Origin of the sequence: Aeoliella sp., from assembly GCF_965227375.1 — a bacterium.
Lineage (GTDB): Bacteria > Planctomycetota > Planctomycetia > Pirellulales > Lacipirellulaceae > Aeoliella.
This window is the reverse complement of sequence record NZ_CBDDFX010000001.1, coordinates 2,899,660-2,920,125: the sequence shown is the minus strand read 5'-3', so window position 1 is coordinate 2,920,125 and position 20,466 is coordinate 2,899,660. Positions and strand designations below refer to the sequence as shown.

Genomic DNA, 20,466 nt, shown 5'->3' with positions numbered 1-20,466 from the left:
AGTTAATTCAACGGTTGGAGGCCGACAAGCACAATCATGTATATCCAATTGGTCAGTATTCACGGACTGGTCCGCGGGCAGAACGTCGAAATGGGCGCCGACGCGGACACGGGCGGTCAGATTCGATACGTCCTGGAACTCGCCAGCACGCTCGCCCAACACCCGGGGGTCGAAGCGGTCGACTTGTTTACGCGCCGCATCCGCGACAAGCGCGTCTCGGCGGACTACGGTCAGGACATCGAACAGCTCTCGGACAACTGCCGCATCGTACGGCTGCCGTGCGGCGGTGGGCGGTACATTCGCAAGGAGAAACTGTGGCCGTTCCTGGAAGACTACATCGACGCGATGATCGCGTTCACCACCCGCGAGGGCCGCACGCCCAGGGTGGTGCACGGTCACTATGCCGATGCGGGCTACGTGGCCAAAGAGGTGGCCTGCGCGTACGGCGTGCCGTTTGTGTTCACGGGTCACTCGCTCGGTAAGCCCAAGCTCGACTACCTGCTCGAGGAAGGCTGGTCCATGGAGCAAGCCAACAAGGAGCTTGCCATCGAGCACCGCATCAACGTCGAACAAGAATGCTTGGTGGCGGCCGATTGCGTGATCACCAGCACCCGCCACGAGCGCGATCAAGGCTACGGCAAGTACCACAAGAGCGAAGAGCTGCCGTTCCACATCATCCCGCCCGGCACCGATCTCGATCGGTTCTTCCCGTACTACGACTACGAGATGCCGAACGTGGAGATCGACGAGCGCTTCAAGCAGGCGCGCGTTCGATTGCAGGCGGACCTTAGTCGCTTTTACAAGGACCCCGACAAGCCACTGATCCTGGCGCTCTGCCGACCCGATCGCCGCAAGAACATCGGCGCGCTGGTCGAAGCGTACGGCACCAGCAAAGAGCTGCAGGCGATTGCCAATTTGGCGATCTTCGCCGGCATTCGCGACGACATCGAATCGATGCCCGAGAACGAGCAGCGCGTGCTGACCGACATGCTGCTGGCGATGGACCGGTTCAACCTGTACGGCAAGCTGGCGATTCCTAAGAATCACGACTCGGAGTACGAAGTTCCCGAATTGTACCGTCTGGCGGCCGCCAGCGGCGGGGTGTTCGTCAACACGGCGTTTGTCGAGTTGTTCGGACTCACGGCCATCGAGTCGTCCGCCGCCGGGTTGCCGTTCGTGGTCACCGAGAACGGCGGCCCGCAGGACATCGCCGAGAACTGCGAGAGCGGACTGTTGGTGAACGTGAATGATCAGGAACAGTTGACCAGCTCGATGATCGAACTGCTGACCGATCGCCCGAAGTGGGACACTTGCTCGTCGAACGGCGTCAATCGCGTTCGCGAGCATTACACCTGGGAAACGCACGTGCGGCATTACGTCGACGCGGTGAGCAACCTGCAGTCTCCGCCCCCGGTAAGCAGCACCAACGCACCGAAACGCCAGCGACTCGCCGCGCTCGATTGCGTGTTGATCACCGACATCGACAACACGCTGATCGGCGACGACGCCGCTTGCGAACGGCTGCTTCAGTTGCTTCGCGACAACCGCCATCACATGGGCTTTGGCATCGCCTCGGGGCGGTCGCTGGAGCTGGTGCAGGAAGCCCTCGACGAGCACGGAATCCACGACATCGACGTGATCATCTCGTCGGTCGGCTCGGAGATCTACTACGGCCCCGAGTTCGCTCCCGACCGCGGCTGGGCGAATCAGTTGCGTTCGAAGTGGAAACCGGACCGCATCCGCGCGGCGCTCGACGCGCTCGACTTCCTGAAGTATCAGGAGCGCGACTTCGCCCAACGCGAATTCAAAGTCAGCTACGACCTGGTGGACGACATCACGGCCGAAGAGGCCGAGCCGCTGTTGCACGAGGCCTTGGATAGCACCGAATCGGCCTACTCGCTTATTATGTCGCATGGCGCGTTCGTCGACGTGTTGCCACATCGGGCCTCCAAGGGCAAAGCGGTGCGCTACCTGGCTCGTAAGTGGGACATCCCCATCGAGCGCGTCGCCACGGCGGGCGACTCGGGCAACGATCGCGATATGCTGCAAGGCCGCACCGCCGGCATTGTGGTCGGCAACCACGACGCCGAGCTGGCGAATTTGAAGCTCACCAAGAACGATCGGATCCATTTCGCCAAGGGTTGTTTTGCGGAGGGTATTATTGAGGGTTTGCATCACTACCAGTTGCTCACGAGCTCTCCAGCAGCACCCACCAAGCAGCCAGCCGGACAATTGGAGAACGTAGTATGAGTGGCCCGCTCTATGGCGCGGTGGAGGCCGGTGGAACCAAATTCATTACCATGGTCGGCTCCGGTCCCGATGGTATCGCCGAGCAAGCACGGTTCGACACCGCCACGCCCGAAGTGGTGATTCCACAAGTGGTCGATTTCTTCCGCCAGGCCCAAGCCAAGCACGGCCGTCTGCATGGCGTTGGCATTGGTTCGTTTGGACCGGTGGACCTCGACTTGAAGTCTTCCACCTATGGCTACATCACCGCCACGCCGAAACCCGGCTGGTCGAACACTGACCTGGTTGGCCCGGTGCGCGAAGCGCTCGACGTGCCAGTGGCGTTCGATACCGACGTGAACGCTGCGGCCGTGGGCGAGCACCGCTGGGGCGCAGCGAAAGGGCTCGATACGTTTGTCTACATGACCATCGGCACCGGCATCGGTGGCGGCGGCATGGTCGGTGGGCAAATGCTGCATGGTTTGGTACATCCCGAAATGGGTCATATGCGGCTGCCTCGCAATCCCGAGGTCGATCCGTTCACCGGCGCGTGCCCGTTCCATGGCGACTGCCTTGAAGGTTTGGCCAGCGGCCCGGCCATCGAAAAGCGGTGGGGCACGTCGGCCAAGTTGCTCGACGCCGACCACGATGCGTGGCGCCTTGAGGCCGACTACCTTTCGCTGGCCGTGGTGAACCTGGTCACTACACTGTCGCCGCAACGCGTCATCCTGGGCGGCGGCGTCATGCATCAGTCGTTCCTGTTGCCAATGATCCGCGAGCGGGTACTAAAACTGCTGAACGATTACGTGCAATCTCCCGCCATCCTGAACGACATCGACTCGTACGTTGTTACTCCTGGTCTCGGCGACAAAGCGGGCATTCTTGGTTCGCTGGCACTTGCATTGGATTGAACGCAATTGCCATACGTGGGGTGGTTGAAATCAAACTCCGCGCGGTGCGATGTAGCGCGATCGTTGCGATCCGCACTCTCCTCAGGAATCTTCTCGCAGCGTACTAGGTAAACCGCAAATCTGGCTCTGCGCCATTTTTGTCCTGTGCAGCGTCTGCATGAACCTAACCTGTGATGACGAGTGGAAGTGCGCAAACACTTCGCTTGTCTATTCGGGGCAACGTGATCACCCACTCTGTGGTACACCGCGCTGCGAATAGCTCCTGCGCCGCCGCTCCAACTATGGCAAGCTTGGCGGCCACAAGGCAGAGCGACAATCCATAGTTCCCGCCCGGCAACTGGGCCGGCGTTTGGAAGGTAGATCGACATGGGCAAACTGGCAAAAAGTGTATCCACAATACGACAGTGGGCGGTGGGCAGTGTCCTGCTGGCTTGGGCTGGGTTAATGACCGTGCTGGTCTCGTGCCTGATGGTTGGTCACTGGGTCTCGCTTCCTCACCCCACGACGGACAACTCCGATTGGGCAGTCAAGCTGAGCGACACCGCCTATGGCAGTGCGACGCCACATTGGCTTGCGCTGCACGTCCTCTACGCCGATTGCCCGTGTTCGATTCGCATCATGAAGCAAGTCGTCCAGCGCGAACCCAACGAGGGTATTCGCGAACGCGTTGTCCTGATCGGCGAGAACGACGAGTTGGCGCAGTCGGCTCGGGCCAAGGGGTATGAGGTCGACTGCGTAACTCCTGCCCAACTCATGGAGCAGTATGGTTTGGAGTCGGCGCCGATGCTGGTCGTGCTCGACCCCAACCGCCGCCCGCAGTACGCCGGCGGCTATACCTCGCGCAAACAAGGGCCTGACATCCAGGACACGGCCATCATCGAAGCACTTCTGGCCGGCCAGAACGTCGAGTCGCTGCCAGTGTACGGCTGCGCCGTTTCCAATGGCCTCAAGTCCATCGTCGACCCCTTGGGTATGAAGTACGCAAAAGAGTGAACTCATGAAATTCCTGATCAACTATCTGGTCCTCCCCAAGACTCGAAGCAAGTTCGAAGAGAGCTACCTGAGCCGCATGAACAAGGTGGCCATGTGGTTCTTTGTGCTCCACGTACCCGTCATTACGCTCATTGCCGGTTTGAATGGCACGGGGGCGTTGTTCGCACTGGTATCGACCTCCGCTGTGCTCGCCGGTCCGTTGCTGGCGATCAACACCCTGCAGGACAAGCGATCGGTTTCCATCGTGATGGGCGTGAGCGCCATGCTCATGGGTGGGTTGTTGGTGCACTTCGGCCAAGGACCCATCCAGATCGAGATGCACTTCTACTTCTTTGTGCTGCTCGCTCTCCTGGCGGTGTTTGCGAACCCCATGGTGATCGTCGCTGCGGCAGTAACCGTGGCCGCTCACCACGCATTGCTGTGGTTCTTTCTTCCGGCGAGCGTATTCAACTACGATGCGCCCATCTGGGTGGTAGGCGTCCATGCGTTGTTCGTGGTACTCGAATCGGTGGCCGCGTGCTTCATTGCTCGCAGCTTCTTCGACAACGTGGTGGAACTCGAATCGAAAGTCGCCGCCCGCACGGCCGAGGTGAATGCTCGTAACCGCGACATGCGAATGCTGCTGGACGCGGTGGAGCAAGGCTTCTTCACCATCGATAAGCGTGGCGTGCTGAGCGACGAGCGTTCGGCCGCGGTCGACCGCTTGCTGGGCGCACCCCAGCCCGGCGAGACGCTGCCCGAGCTCCTCTGCATTTACGATCAAAAGGTTGCCGACTGGACGGAAATGGGCATCGAAGAGGCGTTTGATGGACTCATGCCGATTGAGGTCACCATCGACCAAATGCCCTCGCGAATCGAAGCCAACGACCGCACCCTCGAGATCAAGTACACGCCAGTGGAGATCGACGGCGAGGTCACGGCGCTGGCGGTGGTTGTCAGCGACATCTCGGCGGAAGTGGAGAATGAGAAGCTCGAAGTCATCCAGCGTGAACTGCTGGCGATGATCAACCGGATCTCTGAGGACAAGTCGGGCTTCCTGGAGTTCTTCCGCGAAGCAGACGACATCGTGGCTGCGCTGCGCGACGAGTCGCGCGACGACCTGGTGCTCACCAAACGGCGCGTTCATACACTCAAGGGCAACACGAGCATCTACGGCCTGGAACGCATTGCCGATGTCTGCCACCAGATGGAAGACTATATCAGCGAGAACGACCAACTGCCACTCGAAGGCGAGTGGGCCACACTGTTCGAAACCTGGCAGTCGGTGTGCGATGACGTGCATCGACTGATCGGCGAGAATCGACAAGGCTTTGAGATCTCTGACGAAGAGTATGCCGGCATCCTCGACGACGTCGTCAAGCGGAAGTCGCGTGGCGATTTGGCGGTTCGACTCGCCTCCTGGAAACTCGAGCCCACCGCCCGTCGACTCGAACGGATTGCCGAGCAGGCACAAAAGCTCGCCGCACGGCTTGGCAAGGGTCACGTCGAAGTGGTCATCCAAGACAACAACTTGCGGATCGAACCGAATCAATGGGCCGAGTTCTGGTCCTCGTTCATTCATGTGATTCGCAACGCCATTGATCATGGGGTCGAGTCCTCCGAAGATCGCATCTCCATGGGCAAGTCCGAGCGTGGCACGCTTGAGATCAGCACCAACATCGAAGATGCGCGGTTCATCGTGACCGCTCGCGACGATGGCCGGGGAATCGACTGGGACCGCGTTGCGGCACTGGCAGCCGAAAAGGGTCTGCCGAACGAAACGGAAATTGATCTTTGCAATGCCCTGTTCGCCGACGGCTTGAGCACTGCCCTGTCGGTGACTTCCACCAGCGGCCGTGGCATCGGCATGGCAGCGGTCAAATCGTCGTGCGAAGCACTCGCGGGCCGCATTGTCGTCGAGTCGCAAGTGGGGCAAGGCACCACGATTCGATTCGACTTCCCGGTCGAAGCTATGGCGCCAGAAGCAACCGAGATGCTGCTGCTGCACGAGATTGAAGAGATCAGCGATTTGATTGTCGACTCCCGAGTAAGAACCGATTCCGCGGCCACCGATACCATCGCCGTCTAGGCATGGACCGTGGGCGGTGCCTGCCTCCGATGACCTGTACCTTGAACATGAAACCAGGAGATAGAACATGAGTGCTACTGTGTTAGTCGTCGACGACTCGGCCACCGTTCGCCAGCAGGTGAACGTCGCGTTGAGCCAAGTGGGATTGAAAGTGATCGAAGCGGTCGACGGAGCCGACGGTGCAGCGAAGATCAAGGCGGGCGGTATCGACGTGGTGGTGAGCGATGTGAACATGCCGAACAAGAACGGCATCGAAATGGTCGCCGAAGTCAAGAGCGACGCTCGCTTCTCTTCGCTGCCGATCATCATGCTTACTACCGAAGGTGCGCGGGAATTGATCGCCAAGGCCAAAGCGGCCGGCGCCAGCGGCTGGATCGTTAAACCGTTCAAAGCCAACATGCTGATCGCCACGGTAAAGAAATTAGCAGGCGTTGCTTAAATAACACACCAAGCGGCGCGTCGCGCGCCGCGATCGCGAAACGAACTGGGATTATTGCTACATGCGTGCCAAGCCAAAAGAAATTGACTGGTGTCGACAGGTTACCGATGGCATCGTTCACGACATGGAGAAGATGCGATCTTCGACCGAAGAGGCTGCGCTCCGCATCGGCGATCTGCTGGTGGAGATCGTGCGTACGGCCACCGAAGGGAATAAGGAGATCAAGCAATCGATTGGTAACCTCGTTGGGGACAGCGATCAGGAGGAAGACCAGGACTCGCAGAAGTCGAGTCTGAACATGCCGAGCATGCTCGACCAGCAAGGAATGCTCATCGATCGCTTCCTTTCCATGATGAAAGACTTCCTCGACAGGCACCTCGCCATGTCGCGGTCGGCGTCGGCGGCCACGACGGAAATCAACGAATTGGCTCAGCAGGTGTCGCAGTTGATGCTCGCCAGCCGCATGATGGCCATTAACATTCAAATCGAATCGGCTCGCCAGGGCGGCAACGGCAAGACCTTCCAGGTCCTGGCCGACCAGGTCAGCAGTTTCAGCGACCAAGTCGACCACGCCAATAAGGCGATCGCCGCAGCCGTCGAGGAGTTTGTGGTAGAAATGCCCAAGCTCGAAAACGAAGCGGTAGCCATGTCCTCCAAGGTGGATGAGTTCAGGGATAGCATCAACGGCGAGATGTCGGAGATGCGTCACAACGCGCATGAAATGGTGGGAATTGTCCGCCAAGCACTGCAAGCCACCGAAACCAACAACGGCAAGATCCTCGGGTTCTCCCAAGACACCTTGTCCCACTTGCAGTTCCAGGATCCGGTCTCCCAAGGCCTGCGCCGCGCTCAGCACGAAGTGGGCAAGCTGCAGAAGCTCGTCGAAACCGGTCGCATGGACAAGTCGTCGCTAGCCGACATCGAAGAGGACGTCGGCGAGGACGGTAGCGAAATGGTCGAGTCCGGCGAAGTGGTCATGTTCTAGCGCTTGCAGTCATCAGTACTTGAACTGCTGCCAACAACTCACGGTGGCTTACCCGGGCGTGTGGTAATCAACCGCGCCGAGCGGCCGCGCGTGATGTAGCTCCACATCCATTGCATCAACACCAGCAGGCGGTTCTCGAACGCCACTAACTGCATCAGGTGGATGAACAACCACAACAGCCATGCAAAGTGGCCGGAAAACTGCAGCCGCCCCAGCCGCGCCACGGCCGCCGAGCGGCCGATAGTCGCCAGCGAGCCGAGATCGCGATAACGAAACGCCGGCAAACTCTGCCCCTTGAGCTGCTTGCCGATGAGCTTCGCCACGTACTTGCCTTCTTGAATCGCAGCCGGAGCGACGCCTGGAATCAGCTTGCCGTCGGTGTCCTCGAGGTGCGCCATGTCGCCGATCACGAACACGTCGGAGTGCCCGGCGAGCGACAGGTCGGGCTCGACCATCACGCGGCCCGCGCGGTCGGTTTCCGCGCCCGCCGCCTCGGCCAGCTTCTTACTCAGCGGCGAGGCTTTCACGCCGGCTGCCCACAGCACGGTGCCCGCCTCGATGCGTTCACTCCCCTGCTCCGCCTCGAGCGTCACGCCGTGTGAATCGATCTCCGAGACGCGCAGCCCCGTGCGAACCTCGACGCCCAACCGCTCGAGCGACTTCCGCGCTTTGATCGATAGCTTCTCGGGGAACTGCGAAAGCACGTGCGGCACCGCGTCGACCAGCACCACGCGGGTGGTCGGCGTTTTGATGTGGCGAAACTCCTTGGCCAGCGTGTGCCGGGCCAAGTCGGCCAGCGTGCCGGCCAGTTCCACGCCGGTCGGCCCGCCACCTACCACGACGAAGGTCAACAACCGCCGCCGCTCGGTTTCGTCCTGCTGCCACTCCGCCTGCTCGAACGCACTGAGCACGCGGGCCCGGATTTCGGTGGCTTCGGGTATCGTCTTCAGCCCCGGCGCCAGCTGCTGCCAGTCGTTGCCAAAGTAGCTATGCGCCATGCCGGCCGCCACGACCAGCTTGTCGAACGGTACCCGCCGATCGGTCAGCACCACCTCGCGGGCCTCGAGGTCAAAATCCACCACGTCGCCCTGCAGCACGGTGGCGTTCTTCTGCCGCTTCAGCACATTCCGCAGCGGCGCACAGATGTTAGCCGGCGACAAGCTGCCGGTTGCCACCTGATACAGCAGCGGCTGAAACAAGTGGTAGTTCTCGCGATCGACGAGCGTGACCTCACAGTCCGCCCGCCGCAAACCGATAGCAGCATTCAAGCCACCAAAACCACCGCCGACGATAACGACTTTCTTCATGAGGGGTCAGGTTTCAAAGCTGGGGGTGAGAAATCTGTCGCCGACACGGTTTTGCCCCAACGGGTTTTGCCCCAACACACGATCCATTGGCCCAAAACCCCAGGGGTGCCGGTCCCCCTCACACGCCAAAAGTGCTTGTTTTTACGTTGTTTTTCGAATTAAAGGGGCCAAAAGCCGCGAACGTTGTTCCCCGCATGTTTCTGAGGGGACCAAAACTCCCTGCGTGCCCTCAGGCGAGCCGGAAGCGTCAGCGACCGGAGCGAATCCGCGAAGGGCAAGCAAGTGGAACAAATACCCAAATACCCAAAATGCTCACCTACTCGCTTCCTCACCAAATCACACAAAGCCACGCAAACCCATTAGACCACGCGTCCGCGCAAGTTCAACGGCCATTATTTTACACCAGCGGTTTTGCGGAACGTGGGTCATTCGGAACCAGCGATTGATTGAACAGTAGGCCGCAAAGGAAGCAGAGAACTCAGCGTCATACTGGTCATCCTAGGCCCGGCGTTTACGCCGGGTTGATGCGTCAACCATATCGGCGGTCGAGCGGCACGCCTTCCACCAGCCGGAGCGCGACCGAGACCGCAATGAGGCCGACATTGGCCCACGCGAATCTACTAGAGCGTTTTGAGAATTAGCTTGCGAAGTCCTTCGGACACGCTTGAACGCTGGGTTGCTATACTGCAACACCCCGACGCACCAGTGTTCCAAGGATTCCCCCCACAATGCACGAGGGTTCGCCCAACCCGTACCAGGCGCCGACTTCCGCGGGACAACCTCAGGCCTACACGTTCAAGACCGGCGTCGTCGTGGCCTGCATCCTGTGGGCTTTGCTATCGGTGGCCACCTGGTTGGGAGGTGCAATCCTGAGCCCCTTGTACCAAGACTGGGAGCTAGAACTGCCGCTCCTGTCCCGCATGGTGCTGCACCCCGCGTTCCCCTTGGCATTGGCCATCGCCACGATCCTCCTCGGACTGGCTGCGGTCTATGCCAATCCTCGCCAACGCTACTGGATGGCCAACTTGTCCTTGCTATTCGTGTTCGCCTTGGCCCTTGTGACCGTCATTTCCATGTTTGCGCCCTTGGTGATGCTGATAGTCGGACTGAGCGAGTCCTGAGTGGCGACAGCGCGCCAATGACCACCGAAGGCCTCAGCCGAGGGAAATGCTATCCGGCTATCGCGAATATGCGGCATCGAAAGCAGGGAGGTTGTGATCACCCCTTAATATCTCACCTGCAAGCCGCTCGATCTGAAACGCCCGTAGCCACTGGTCACTTGCGCGATAATCATGCGCGGATTGCGTGACAGCGTTGATTAGACCGTATAAGGTGAGATCCGCATTCTCATCGAAAATCGCTTGGATTTCGGATTGTTCGTCATCAGTGATCAATTGCTGAGCGGCCAGATGACAAAGAAACTCGTATGGAGTTACGAGCACTTGCTGGCCAGTTACTTCGAATCGTCGGAAGTCAAGCTTCAGGGCTCGATCATCAAAAGACCGCTGGACTACCTCTGTGACTTGCGCTGCCCAATTTGTTGGTGGATTGTCAGCAATGGATACGGTGAACGATTGTTCTTTGTCGCATTCCATCAACATCCCGTTGGAGCACACAACACGGTAGAGTCGAGTACAGATCAACGTCTCGAATCGGCAGGACTCCGAATTTCGTATGTACAAACCGCCACGGATCTCATCGCCAGCGGTGACATGGTGGCCGTGACCGGTTGCAGCAACAGAAAGGTGAAGATCGCCGCCAGACTCATGGCAGTGCGTGACATAGAACGGCGAAGTGATGTCGCGGAGAGCATCAGTTACCGTATCCAGCAAATCAGGATTGGCGATCGCATTACTCTTCTGCTGCCGCGGGCGCGAGGCTAGCGATTCGCGAATATCGGGTTTCGGTTCGTGTGGCATCTCGCCAACGAATTGAGGCTGATCTGGAAAAGGATGGAGAGAGTAGTTCATGTGCGTGTTTCCTTTGGCAAGTCACTTCCAACCTGGACAGAAAGTTGCTGTTTAATCCGCACTCTCACGGGACACTGCTCAATCGGCACCCGCAGATGCCGCCGCACAAGGCGTTTCAGGCTAGCCATCTTACTGATTCCTGTTGCTCGCTCCCCAGTGTACTCAGTCGGGCTAAGGAGTAGTTCGCCCAGATGGCCGATATCATTGCATAGCTTCGCACTGGGGTCCACAACGGCTAGCATGGCAAGATGCTGATAGTCGGACTGAGCGAGTCCTAGTCATTGCATAGGGAGCAGAGAACTCAGCGCCGCGACTAGTGGCACTTCACGTAGGTCTCACTTATCGGGTTCCAAGCTCCTTTGGTGGGAGACAACCGCAACAGGTCATCTCCATCGCGCGTGGTTTCAAAACGGACTTCGTACGGCCACCCTTCGGTAACGAACAGGGCTTGCGTGACCGGCAGCAGGCGAACTTGGCGAAAGCACCCCAACGGGCCGCCCGCTACGTCGATGGTCGGGGACTCCGTGAGCGCGATGAGGCACCCATCGGCCGCCACGATTTCAATCGTCTTGTCCTCCACGTCACGCTTCGAAGTATAGAGACCAGCGAAAGCTTCGAGCTCGCTTGAAGGCAAAGCCATCGTGGTTGCCGATAGCCCTAAGAAAGCCCGCAGGGAATCCAAGGTTGCATTCCGCGAGTTTGCATCGACCTCTACCCGAAGCTTCGATTGCTCCACATCATCGAATACCTTGGTGGTGATCGCATCGAACTGTCGCCAGAATGCGATGAAACCCGCGTGGCCGCTCAATCCTGCATTCGTGGTAAACGGATAGCGGTCGTGAGCTTCGATCCACAAGTCCAGCATCCGCTGGCCACGTACTTTGATAATGCTCTCAAAGTGAGCGGTGATGTCCCTGGGAGATAGATAGATCCACCGTGGAAACAAGTCGGCCGCGATGCCCTCTATCGCGCTAGCGGTTTCAAAGACGGCCTCTTGGTCGATGTCAAAGATAAGTAGCGATCGAAAGTGATTCTGCAGGACCGCCGAATCGACCACGATAACTTCGTTGCCATTCGACACCTCACTGGCGAACGCCTGCCAGCGATCGATGACCTCGGCAAGGTAGGCACGCCAAGGTGTATGTCGATCCGGGTCGAAAAACAGCTGCAACTGGTGCTCAGATTCTTCGTGCAGCCAACGCGCTGGCACACCCAAGGCAAGCAAGTCGCGGTAAATCGCCTGCGACACGCTCGACTTACCGGTTCCCGGCATCCCTTCGAGCAAAACGAGCCTACACTGGGAATGGCTGGGTTCGAAGATGTTCGGCCGGGCATCCATAGTTGCGCAAGATTAGCCGCGTTGCGGGGAGAGCTCAAGCCAGATCTAGCTGGCCGTCTGTGAGGTTAGCGCTGTAGTATATTAGAAGATCGAACTGCATCGCGAACACTCGTTCCCATCCATCTAGCCCATTCACGAATCACCCATGAAGCGGCGCGGCACTTTTCTGCTCATCTTGGTTGTCATCGCTTCTTTCGCGATCTGGGGAGTCTACGCCTTGCCGAAGCATCTGGTTGGCATTCACCAAAGCGCCGTGACGCAGGAGCTTGCCCAGTGGAAGGACGAGTACAGCGTCGTCGATTCTCATGCCAGCGCCGTTCGTACCGCGGGGATGATCGAGTACGTCGGGAACTACTACGTCCCTAGCGAAGGGTATCGCGGCACGCCCGACACCGAGAAGGCACTTGAAACGCAGCGGCAAGAAACCATCGACGCCATCGTCGAGGCGTTATGCGCCTACACCAAGGAGGATTTCGGAGAGGATTCCGAACAATGGCTCGAGTATCTTGAAACCGCCAAACCACTGCCAAGCTCAGACGATCGTCAGCTTTAGCCTCTCGTGTGCTAACTCGGTAGCGATCTTCTGTAACAGGGTCTGAAAGTACTCGTCGAGAATGTCCGAGAACGGGAGGGATTCGGGATTGTCTTCGAAGAATCTCGCCGCGCTAGTGATCGCATCGATCACCAAATTCCGGTCCAACCACTCGGCATCGGATCGATCAACAAGTTCCTGTACCTCGGTAAGCTCCGCTTTGCGAAGTCGGCGATCGATCATCGACAGATTCGCGGTCAAAGGCGCTGCCTCCACGTCGACATGCGGCGATGGCTCACCTTGTGACTCCGCCCACGTGATGCGAATCACTCGACCGCTACGCTTAGCCATGGTCCTCACCTCTCGCTGTGTTTTACCCTGCAGCCCCGTTGGGCGGTCGACCCGTAGTTAGACCACGAGCGCTACGCCTTCACAAGCCAAAAGACAGCGACGCCGCTCACCGCCCCAGTCCTTCCAGCCACTTCCTATCAATCTTACCCTTCACCGTCCGGCGGTCCAAACCTAGCTTCGCGGCCGTGGCTTCGTAGGTGCCAAGTTGCGAATAGACCCACGTAGCGTAGGCCGACACGAGTTCCTCGGCGGTCAGTTCGCTCGCTTCGGCGGCGGCTAGCCAGCCGGTTCGCTCGGTCACCGGTTCATTGCGCGGGGTGTATTCGCGGCGGACTAGAATGTTGCGAACGCATTGCTCCAGTTCGCGGATGTTGCCGGGCCAACTGTACCCCGGCGGCAGGTTGCCGTCGATCCATTCCAGCGTTTCGGAGGCCACCGACGTCGACTCGCCGGGCGCCACGCGCTCGGCGATGAAGTGCACCAGGCCGCCGAGCGCCTGTGGGCGTTCGATCAGTTGTTGGCTGAGGCTGGGCGTTTCGATGCGGTCGGCGCACAAGCGGTAGTACAGGTCGTGGCGGAACCGGCCCGCGTCGATCTCCGCGGCGAGGTCGCGATTCGTCGCGGCGATGATCTTGCCGGCGAACAACCGCTCCTCGGAGTCGCCCAGCCGCGTGTAGGTCCGCTGCTGCATCACACGCAGAAGTTTCACCTGGATGCCCATGTCGAGTTCGCCGATCTCGTCCAGGAACACCGCGCCGTGCGGACGGCAGGCTTCGAACCATCCGATGCGATCGGCATCCGCCCCGGTGAACGAACCGCGGCGATGCCCGAACAGTTCCGACTCGATCAACGTGGGCGACAGCGCGGAGAGGTTGATCGGCGTAAAGGCCACGGCCGGGTCGTCGATGAACTGCTCGGCCGCCGGATCGAAGTCGAGGTACTGCGAACAGGCGATCGCCCGGGCGACGAGTTCCTTGCCGGTGCCCGACGGTCCGGTGATGAGCGTGGGCAGTTCGCGGAGCGAGCGAAACAGCGACCGGCGATAGCGGCGCATGTCGTGCGTGAAGATCGATTGCCACACCGCCTCGCGCAACCGCCCGGCCGGCGCGGACTCGCCGAGGATGCAGTCAAAGATGTGCTTGAAGGCGCGACGCACCTGACACAAGCAGCCATACAGATGCGCGGCCGAGTCGATGTGGTAGCCATCGAATGCCGGCGCGGCAAATAGCCGCGCGTAGTCGTCGGAGAACTTGCGCCACGCGACCTGGCCCGACTTGCCGCGCGACGTGTTGAACAACTGCTCGATCGTCCGATGTGCGATGTGGCGGTAGTAGAGTACGTAGGTCACCAGGTCGTCGTACAGTTCCCGCGTGCGCGCGTCGAGCGACGTCCAACGATCTGCGCCAACCAGTCCCGCTCCCATCGTACAGTTCCCGCGTGCGCGCGTCGAGCGACCGCCGCGCGGCGAACTTCTCGCCAAGCCGCTCCACCAATTGCTCCGCCCGCTCGTTGATCGCCAACACACTCGGCCGCTCGGTGTGGTCGGTCTCCTGCGTGCGACTCCAAACCTCTTCGGTCAAGCTCGCAGCATCACGACCGAGTGCTAACTGCTCCAGTTCCAGCCGCCGGGGACTGAACGGATTGCAGTACGCCAACTCGGCGAGGGACTCGAGAAACGAACGGTCTTGGCTGGTAATCGAATCCGACATACCGCGATCCCCATGGACATTGAATGCACACCGCCACATGCATTGATTGTACGTTGATCGCCGTCCCCACGGCGACGACATTCTCACCGACGTTCGTAAACCGTTTCAATAAAACAACTTACAACTTTCTCTCAGTGCTGGCATTCTCCTTGCTCTAGGGACTGCTGTCGGACCGGGTGTGCTCTGTAGGTCCTCCACGCTTACCAAGGGAAAAAAGGGGAAAGTAATGACCGAATCGTACCAGGAACTGGTCGCGGCGATCGAAGAGCTAAAGCGGCAGTTTGCCGTTTGGCGCGACGCGGACGTCGTATCGTTGCCGCAACATGCTCGCATCGAGCAGCTTTACAACCACTGGACTGCGGAGCTAAACCCGTCGCTCGACTATTCCAGCGTGCTGCCCTCACCGCGGGCAGTATCTGATTCTCAGAAGCCGCTGGAAGTCGAGCGGCGGCGGCTCCGATTCATCGAGCAGGAAATCCGCCGCCAAGGAACGCAACAGCGACTCACGCCAGCACAAACCGAGTCGATGGTAGCCGAGATCGCTGGTCGTCGCGAGAAATTGGAGCGGCAATTCAACGGCGACGGGCTGAGTGAAGTGCAGCCCACCCCAGCCCAGACCGATACGAACGATGCCCCCAAAGGTCGCTCGCTCGTCGAATACGTGCTCGACCCGCGGAGCCTGCAAGCGCTGATGGCCACCGGCGGGGCACTGTTGATGCTGGGTCTGGTGATCTGGCTATGGTCGATTGGCGTGTTCGCGAACCCCATCGTCGTCGCAGTGTGCCTGGGCGGGGCGAACCTCGGTTTGCTCGCCGTCGGGGCTTCGATGGTGCGCTACTCGCGCTACCAGACAGCCGGGCGGGCGATCACGCTGCTGGCGTGCTTGGTGTTGCCGCTTAACTTGTGGTTCTACGACGCGCAAGGCCTGATCACCATCAAGCACGGCGGCCACTTATGGGTGCCGGCCCTGGTGTGTTGCGCCATCTACGCTGGCGTGGCCAGGCTGCTGAAAGACTCGATGTTCGTCTACACGCTGGTGGCTGGCGTGACGATGACGGGTCTATTGTTCCTGGCCGATCAGTCGATCAATCGGTTCTGGGAAATCCTCGGACCCTCCGCGTTCATGGTGGTGCTGGGCGCCGCGTGCGTGCATGTCGAGCGACTTTTCCAATCGGGCGATGGTCCGTTCAGTCGTGAGAAATTCGGCCGCGCGTTCTTCTACTCGGGCCACTTGGTGATGGGCGCGGGTTTGATCGTGCTGCTCGCCGGGCGATTGGTGGGCGACTTCTACGACCCCGTATTCGCCGATTGGGTTTCGTTCACGGCACCTCACGTGGTCACCGAAACCAGCGCGAAGCTGATCGCGCTGTTGCTCACGCTACTGGCCACCTACACCTACGCTTACTCGCAGATAACCATCGCCCCCACGAAGCGACGTTACGCCTACCTATCGGTCTTCTCGCTCTTGTGGAGCGAGGTGATCCTGCTGCACTTGCTGAATGTGCCCACGACCGAAGGACTGTGGCTACTGGTGCTGGCCTCCACCGGACTGGTTGCCGCCGTGGCGTCGCTGCTGTGGCGCAAGGGTGGCGAGGCGGTGGAGCAACTGAGCCGCGTGTTCGGCAGCGTCGGTGCCGCGTGCACCGGCGTGGCCGTGGCTTGGGGCGCCTTGGCATTGGCGCGTGGGTTGTTCGTACCCGCCGAATCGATCGTGGCATTCCCGCTCGACATGCTCTACCTGGTCGGCATGGTGATCGCCACCGCTGGCTGCGTGATCGGCGGACGAATGGCTCAACAGCGGCGTCACGAACACACAGCCGAGTGGCTGCAATACGCAGCCGGCCTGCCGCTGGTGGGCGCTGTTGCGGCGCTGATCGTAACACTGGGCGTTACTTCGCTATCGGTACTGCTGCCGCTGGCGGTGATCGCACCCGTGGGGCTGGCCGTGGCGTCTCGCTTTAGCAGAGACAAAGAACTGGCCAATTCGCTTCGACGCCCCGGCACCGCTGGCACGTTGCTGCTGCTGGGTCTGTCGATTGGCGTAATTTCTGGATTTGCCGCAGCTCCACTGGTCGCGTCCACCAGCGAGCACCTGGCGCTAGCGGCGTTCTATGCAGCTGCAGCAGGTTTGTTGGGACTCGGTGCGGTGCGCGAGGGTCGCAACCTTCCGCTCGCCGTCGCAGGCATCAGTGCGTGTGCGTCCGTGTGGCAACTGCTTTCGGCCGCCGGCCTGGCCGAGTACGCACCGCTGGTGGCCGCCAGCACGGTGGGCCTAGCCACGATGGCCGTGGCGCGGCGCAAGGACCGCACCGACGGCGACCCCGTCGACCGTCTGGCAACGGTCGGTGCTGTGATCGTGCTGTTTGGTTCGCTGGGCGGACTGTTGATGACCTTGAGTCGGCTGGTTTCAGGCGAGCAGGAATTGGCCCTGATCGCGCTGGCTGCTGGGCAAGGTCTGGCCGTGCTGTTGAGTTCCATCGTCAGCACCTCGCGCGACTGGAAGACCACCTCGCGCACGCTTGCCGGAATGCACGTGCTGGCCGGCGTGCTGGTGGCCAACGTGATGGCGCCGCTCACCATGTGGGAGCGAACCGAGATCATCACCGTGGTCGCTGGTCTGTTGCTGCTGGCCGCTGGGCACGTTCGCTGGCGGCGTGAAGGCGAACGCCGCGACCCAGCGGTCGACCTGCAACTGCTGGCCGGCAGCGTGCTTTCCGCCGGCCCGTTGGTGTTTGGCTTGCTCGCTCAACGGTTCACCGACTATTCCCCCGTGTGGGGCATAGCGATGCTGCACGAGCTGGGCGCGCTGCTGGTCGGCCTGGTGTTGCTGGGGGCTGGTGTGTTGTGCCGAGTGAAAGTGACCACGTTTACTGGCTCGGTATCGCTCACCGCCTGGATCGTCAGCCTGGTGGCGCTAGTGCACCTGCCCGAACTGCAAAGCGCGGCGGTGTACATGATGATCGGTGGCGGAGCCTTCTTCGCCGCGGCGGTGCTATTGAGCATCTACCGCGACCGCTTGCTCGCGTTACCGCAAAAGGTTCGCGCCCACGAAGGCGTGTTCCGAGTGCTCGACTGGAGGTAGATGGAGGTGACTGAATGGTGGCAAGGGCAGGTGTCGAGTGAATCGTGGTGGTTACCAACTCGACACCTGCCCGCCGCCTTTGTCTGTAGCGTGGAAGCCCGTCGGTGGGGTGTGATTTCCCTTCGCCCCGTCGGCGGGCTGTCCTATGCGCGGTGCAAACACCGAGAGTGACGATTGGGCGGATGGCATCCGAGTTGCTAGAATCGTGACGTCGCCCACACTCCCCCTGCCCTGCACTTGGTATGTTTATCGTCTCTCTCGCTGCCCGCATCATGATCGGTCTGTTGGTCGTCGCTTCGGTGCTGCCACTGTTGCCGGTGGGCGCGTGGATGGTGCGGCTGTTCGACTTTCCGCGGCTGCAGATCGCCGCGCTGGCGACCCTCGCCCTGGCGGCGGTGCTGATGTGCAGTTCGCACAGCGGATGGTCGAACTCGCTGGTGGCTTGGGTGGTGGCAAGTCTCGCCATCGTTGCATGGCAGGTGGGCCATGTGGTTCCTTACACACCATGCTGGCCGCCAGAGATACAGGCCGCAGAAGGAGAAGCCGACGTCACGCTCACCGTGGCCGTAGTGAACCTGGAGTTCGACAATCCCAAGAAGCAGGAAGCGCTGGATACCCTCCGTAGGCAGAATGCCGACTTGCTTCTGCTGATCGAATACAACCAGGCATGGCAGGAGGCGCTCGCACCGCTGAAAGGGGAGTTTCCCCATCGCCAAGGAGTGGTCGCAGAGAAAGGACTGGGACTGATGCTATGGAGCAAGCTGCCGCTGATCGACTCGAAAGTGCGCTACCTGGTGTCGGACGATCGACCATCGGTGTTTGCCGACGTCGAGTACACCGATGGCCGGCGAGCGCACTTCATTGGGCTACACCCCACGCCGCCGGGGCTCGAAAAGCGTCAGGACGATGGTCGGCACGACAGCCGCATCCGCGACGCCGAATTGATGCTGGTCGCCGAGCACGTGGCCGAACACCCAGACGACGATTGGATCGTGACAGGCGACTTCAACGACGTCGCCTGGAGCCACACCACGCGGCTGTTCAAACGCATGAGCGGCCTCAAGGATCCACGCATCGGCCGCGGGCTGCTGAACACCTACCACGCCCAGTACCCGGTGATTCGTTTCCCCATCGATCACGTCTTCCTGCCCGCCAGCGCCCGCATGGTGCGTGTCGAACGCTTCCACCCCACCGGCTCGGACCATTTCGCGATCGTGGCCGAGTTCACCCTGAACGGCAACGAGCCCACCGAGCCCGAGCCGCAGGGGAATGATGAGGAAGAAGCAGAAGAGTTGGTAGACGAAGGGATGAACGACGCGGAGGAAACAAGTGAGCCATAGGCGCTAGCCTTGGGTTGCGTTGCCAGTTCGGTTCGTAAGCGCACGAAAAACCCCTCGCACCACAAAGTAGTGCGAGGGGCCGTAGGTTTCAAACTAGCGAACCGCGGTTAGCTGGCGTCGGGCGTGGCGGTGGTCTCACCGTCGCAGCACTTGCAGGCCGAGCAATCGCAGGCGTCGCACGGGCAATCCTCGCCGCATTCGCCGCAGTCGCACAGCGGGCATTGGCAATCGGTGCACTGGCAGTCGGTACAGTTGTCGCTGCCACAGCCAGGGCATGTGCAAGCGGCAAGCGCGGTCGCGTCCGACTTCGGACACTTGCAAGGATCGCACTTGCAATCCTCACCGCACTTCTCACAAGTTGCCGCTACGGCGGTTGCGTCCGACTTCGGGCACTTACAGGGATCGCACTTGCAATCCTCGCCACACTTCTCACAAGTCGCCGCGACGGCAGTTGCGTCCGACTTCGGGCACTTGCAAGGATCGCACTTACAGTCCTCACCGCACTTCTCGCAAGTCGCCGCTACGGCGGTTGCGGCGGCGTTCTGGCAACAGCCAGCACAACAAGGTTGCCAGGCGTGGCAGCGCCGGAATCACCACTACGCAATGCGTAGGCGCCGGTGGACGCAATAGCGGCCACGGCGGCAATCAAGAATATCGATTTCATAGAATCCTCGTTTGTTAGAAACACAAATCAAATCGCAAAACATCCTGCACACCGCGCAAAGCTACGAACACAACGGTGCTCATGGCGCGCGGCGGGCGATTCAAATGATCCAGCGACAGAGGTTCGCTAGACGAGGCGGGTGGTAACCATCGAGTTGCCCACACCGCCAACCTCCGGTGGCGACGGCGGGGCTGGTGAACAGATTGGTGTAGTCAGCGGCCTCCAAGAACAAATCCGCACCAATATCGACCGGTTGCGGGACCTTGGCCAAATCAAGGATCAGCGGCTGGTCGGCGTGCGAACTATGGCAGCAGGGGCACTCGCAATCGCTTTGGGTAGCGCCGCTACAGCCTTGCTGGCAGCACGACTGCTCAACCGCTTTCGCACAATGAGGACACGCTGGCTCGGCCGGCTGCGTGTCGCTGAGCGAGCACCTGCAAGGCGGGCGGACGGCAAACACCGTGAGCGCCATTCCAAGTGCGGTGGTCCACACGAGGAGAGCCGACAGCGTTTTGAGCCGCTTAGGGAGCATAGAACCCTATACGTGGAA

Annotated in this window: 18 protein-coding genes; 10 read left to right on the top strand and 8 right to left on the bottom strand. The window is 60.4% G+C overall.

Annotated features, from left to right (window positions below; translation table 11 throughout):
* Positions 1-36 precede the first annotated feature (36 nt).
* The 6 genes from ACQK2L_RS11915 to ACQK2L_RS11890 all read left to right on the top strand — a co-directional run bounded on the left by ACQK2L_RS11915 (position 37) and on the right by ACQK2L_RS11890 (position 7,622).
* Complete coding sequence (locus tag ACQK2L_RS11915) at positions 37-2,250, top strand: HAD-IIB family hydrolase (protein WP_425397192.1); 2,214 nt, start codon at positions 37-39, stop codon at positions 2,248-2,250.
* Positions 2,247-3,137, top strand: coding sequence for an ROK family protein (locus ACQK2L_RS11910; protein WP_425397191.1), 891 nt, complete (start codon positions 2,247-2,249; stop codon positions 3,135-3,137). The genes ACQK2L_RS11915 and ACQK2L_RS11910 overlap by 4 nt, the downstream gene beginning before the upstream one ends.
* 366 nt (positions 3,138-3,503) lie before the next feature.
* Complete coding sequence (locus tag ACQK2L_RS11905; RefSeq protein WP_425397190.1) at positions 3,504-4,130, top strand: hypothetical protein; 627 nt, start codon at positions 3,504-3,506, stop codon at positions 4,128-4,130.
* 4 nt (positions 4,131-4,134) lie between these two features.
* A complete protein-coding gene (locus tag ACQK2L_RS11900) occupies positions 4,135-6,198 on the top strand; it encodes an ATP-binding protein (RefSeq protein ID WP_425397189.1) in 2,064 nt (687 codons plus the stop codon).
* 67 nt (positions 6,199-6,265) lie between these two features.
* Entirely contained in the window at positions 6,266-6,637 is a 372-nt protein-coding gene (locus ACQK2L_RS11895; protein ID WP_425397188.1) for a response regulator, read from the top strand.
* 61 nt (positions 6,638-6,698) lie between these two features.
* On the top strand, positions 6,699-7,622 hold the full coding sequence (locus ACQK2L_RS11890) for a hypothetical protein (RefSeq protein ID WP_425397187.1): 924 nt from the start codon (positions 6,699-6,701) through the stop codon (positions 7,620-7,622).
* A 38-nt stretch (positions 7,623-7,660) separates the two neighbouring features.
* On the opposite strand, the gene ACQK2L_RS11885 is transcribed toward ACQK2L_RS11890, so the two are convergent.
* Complete coding sequence (locus ACQK2L_RS11885; RefSeq protein ID WP_425397186.1) at positions 7,661-8,929, bottom strand: NAD(P)/FAD-dependent oxidoreductase; 1,269 nt, start codon at positions 8,927-8,929, stop codon at positions 7,661-7,663.
* A gap of 728 nt (positions 8,930-9,657) precedes the next feature.
* Between ACQK2L_RS11885 and ACQK2L_RS11880 the strand changes: the two genes are divergently transcribed.
* Positions 9,658-10,050, top strand: coding sequence for a hypothetical protein (locus ACQK2L_RS11880; RefSeq protein ID WP_425397185.1), 393 nt, complete (start codon positions 9,658-9,660; stop codon positions 10,048-10,050).
* A 57-nt stretch (positions 10,051-10,107) separates the two neighbouring features.
* On the opposite strand, the gene ACQK2L_RS11875 is transcribed toward ACQK2L_RS11880, so the two are convergent.
* Both ACQK2L_RS11875 and ACQK2L_RS11870 read right to left on the bottom strand, forming a co-directional pair.
* The gene (locus ACQK2L_RS11875; RefSeq protein ID WP_425397184.1) at positions 10,108-10,899 is read right to left on the bottom strand and encodes a DUF932 domain-containing protein; all 792 of its coding nucleotides are present in this window, start codon (positions 10,897-10,899) and stop codon (positions 10,108-10,110) included.
* Between the two features lie 313 nt (positions 10,900-11,212).
* Positions 11,213-12,184 (bottom strand): hypothetical protein, encoded by a 972-nt coding sequence (locus ACQK2L_RS11870; protein WP_425397183.1) that lies wholly within the window; start codon positions 12,182-12,184, stop codon positions 11,213-11,215.
* A gap of 199 nt (positions 12,185-12,383) precedes the next feature.
* Between ACQK2L_RS11870 and ACQK2L_RS11865 the strand changes: the two genes are divergently transcribed.
* Positions 12,384-12,791 carry a hypothetical protein gene (locus ACQK2L_RS11865; RefSeq protein ID WP_425397182.1) on the top strand — a complete coding sequence of 136 codons (408 nt, stop codon included), beginning with the start codon at positions 12,384-12,386 and terminating at the stop codon, positions 12,789-12,791.
* On the opposite strand, the gene ACQK2L_RS11860 is transcribed toward ACQK2L_RS11865, so the two are convergent.
* A complete protein-coding gene (locus ACQK2L_RS11860; RefSeq protein ID WP_425397181.1) occupies positions 12,771-13,121 on the bottom strand; it encodes a hypothetical protein in 351 nt (116 codons plus the stop codon). The two genes, ACQK2L_RS11865 and ACQK2L_RS11860, sit on opposite strands and share 21 nt — an antisense overlap.
* Positions 13,122-13,227: 106 nt before the next feature.
* Complete coding sequence (locus ACQK2L_RS11855; protein WP_425397180.1) at positions 13,228-14,544, bottom strand: sigma-54-dependent transcriptional regulator; 1,317 nt, start codon at positions 14,542-14,544, stop codon at positions 13,228-13,230.
* Between the two features lie 512 nt (positions 14,545-15,056).
* Between ACQK2L_RS11855 and ACQK2L_RS11850 the strand changes: the two genes are divergently transcribed.
* Together ACQK2L_RS11850 and ACQK2L_RS11845 are read left to right on the top strand one after the other, a co-directional pair.
* Positions 15,057-17,912 (top strand): hypothetical protein, encoded by a 2,856-nt coding sequence (locus ACQK2L_RS11850; RefSeq protein WP_425397179.1) that lies wholly within the window; start codon positions 15,057-15,059, stop codon positions 17,910-17,912.
* A 242-nt stretch (positions 17,913-18,154) separates the two neighbouring features.
* On the top strand, positions 18,155-19,252 hold the full coding sequence (locus ACQK2L_RS11845) for an endonuclease/exonuclease/phosphatase family protein (RefSeq protein ID WP_425397178.1): 1,098 nt from the start codon (positions 18,155-18,157) through the stop codon (positions 19,250-19,252).
* Between the two features lie 135 nt (positions 19,253-19,387).
* Here ACQK2L_RS11845 and ACQK2L_RS11840 read toward each other — a convergent pair whose 3' ends face one another.
* From ACQK2L_RS11840 to ACQK2L_RS11830, 3 genes are all read right to left on the bottom strand, one after another.
* A complete protein-coding gene (locus tag ACQK2L_RS11840) occupies positions 19,388-19,582 on the bottom strand; it encodes a hypothetical protein (RefSeq protein WP_425397177.1) in 195 nt (64 codons plus the stop codon).
* A 190-nt stretch (positions 19,583-19,772) separates the two neighbouring features.
* Positions 19,773-19,916, bottom strand: a complete 144-nt coding sequence (locus tag ACQK2L_RS11835; protein ID WP_425397176.1) for a hypothetical protein — start codon at positions 19,914-19,916, stop codon at positions 19,773-19,775.
* A gap of 100 nt (positions 19,917-20,016) precedes the next feature.
* Positions 20,017-20,448 (bottom strand): hypothetical protein, encoded by a 432-nt coding sequence (locus ACQK2L_RS11830; protein WP_425397175.1) that lies wholly within the window; start codon positions 20,446-20,448, stop codon positions 20,017-20,019.
* Positions 20,449-20,466: the final 18 nt, after the last annotated feature.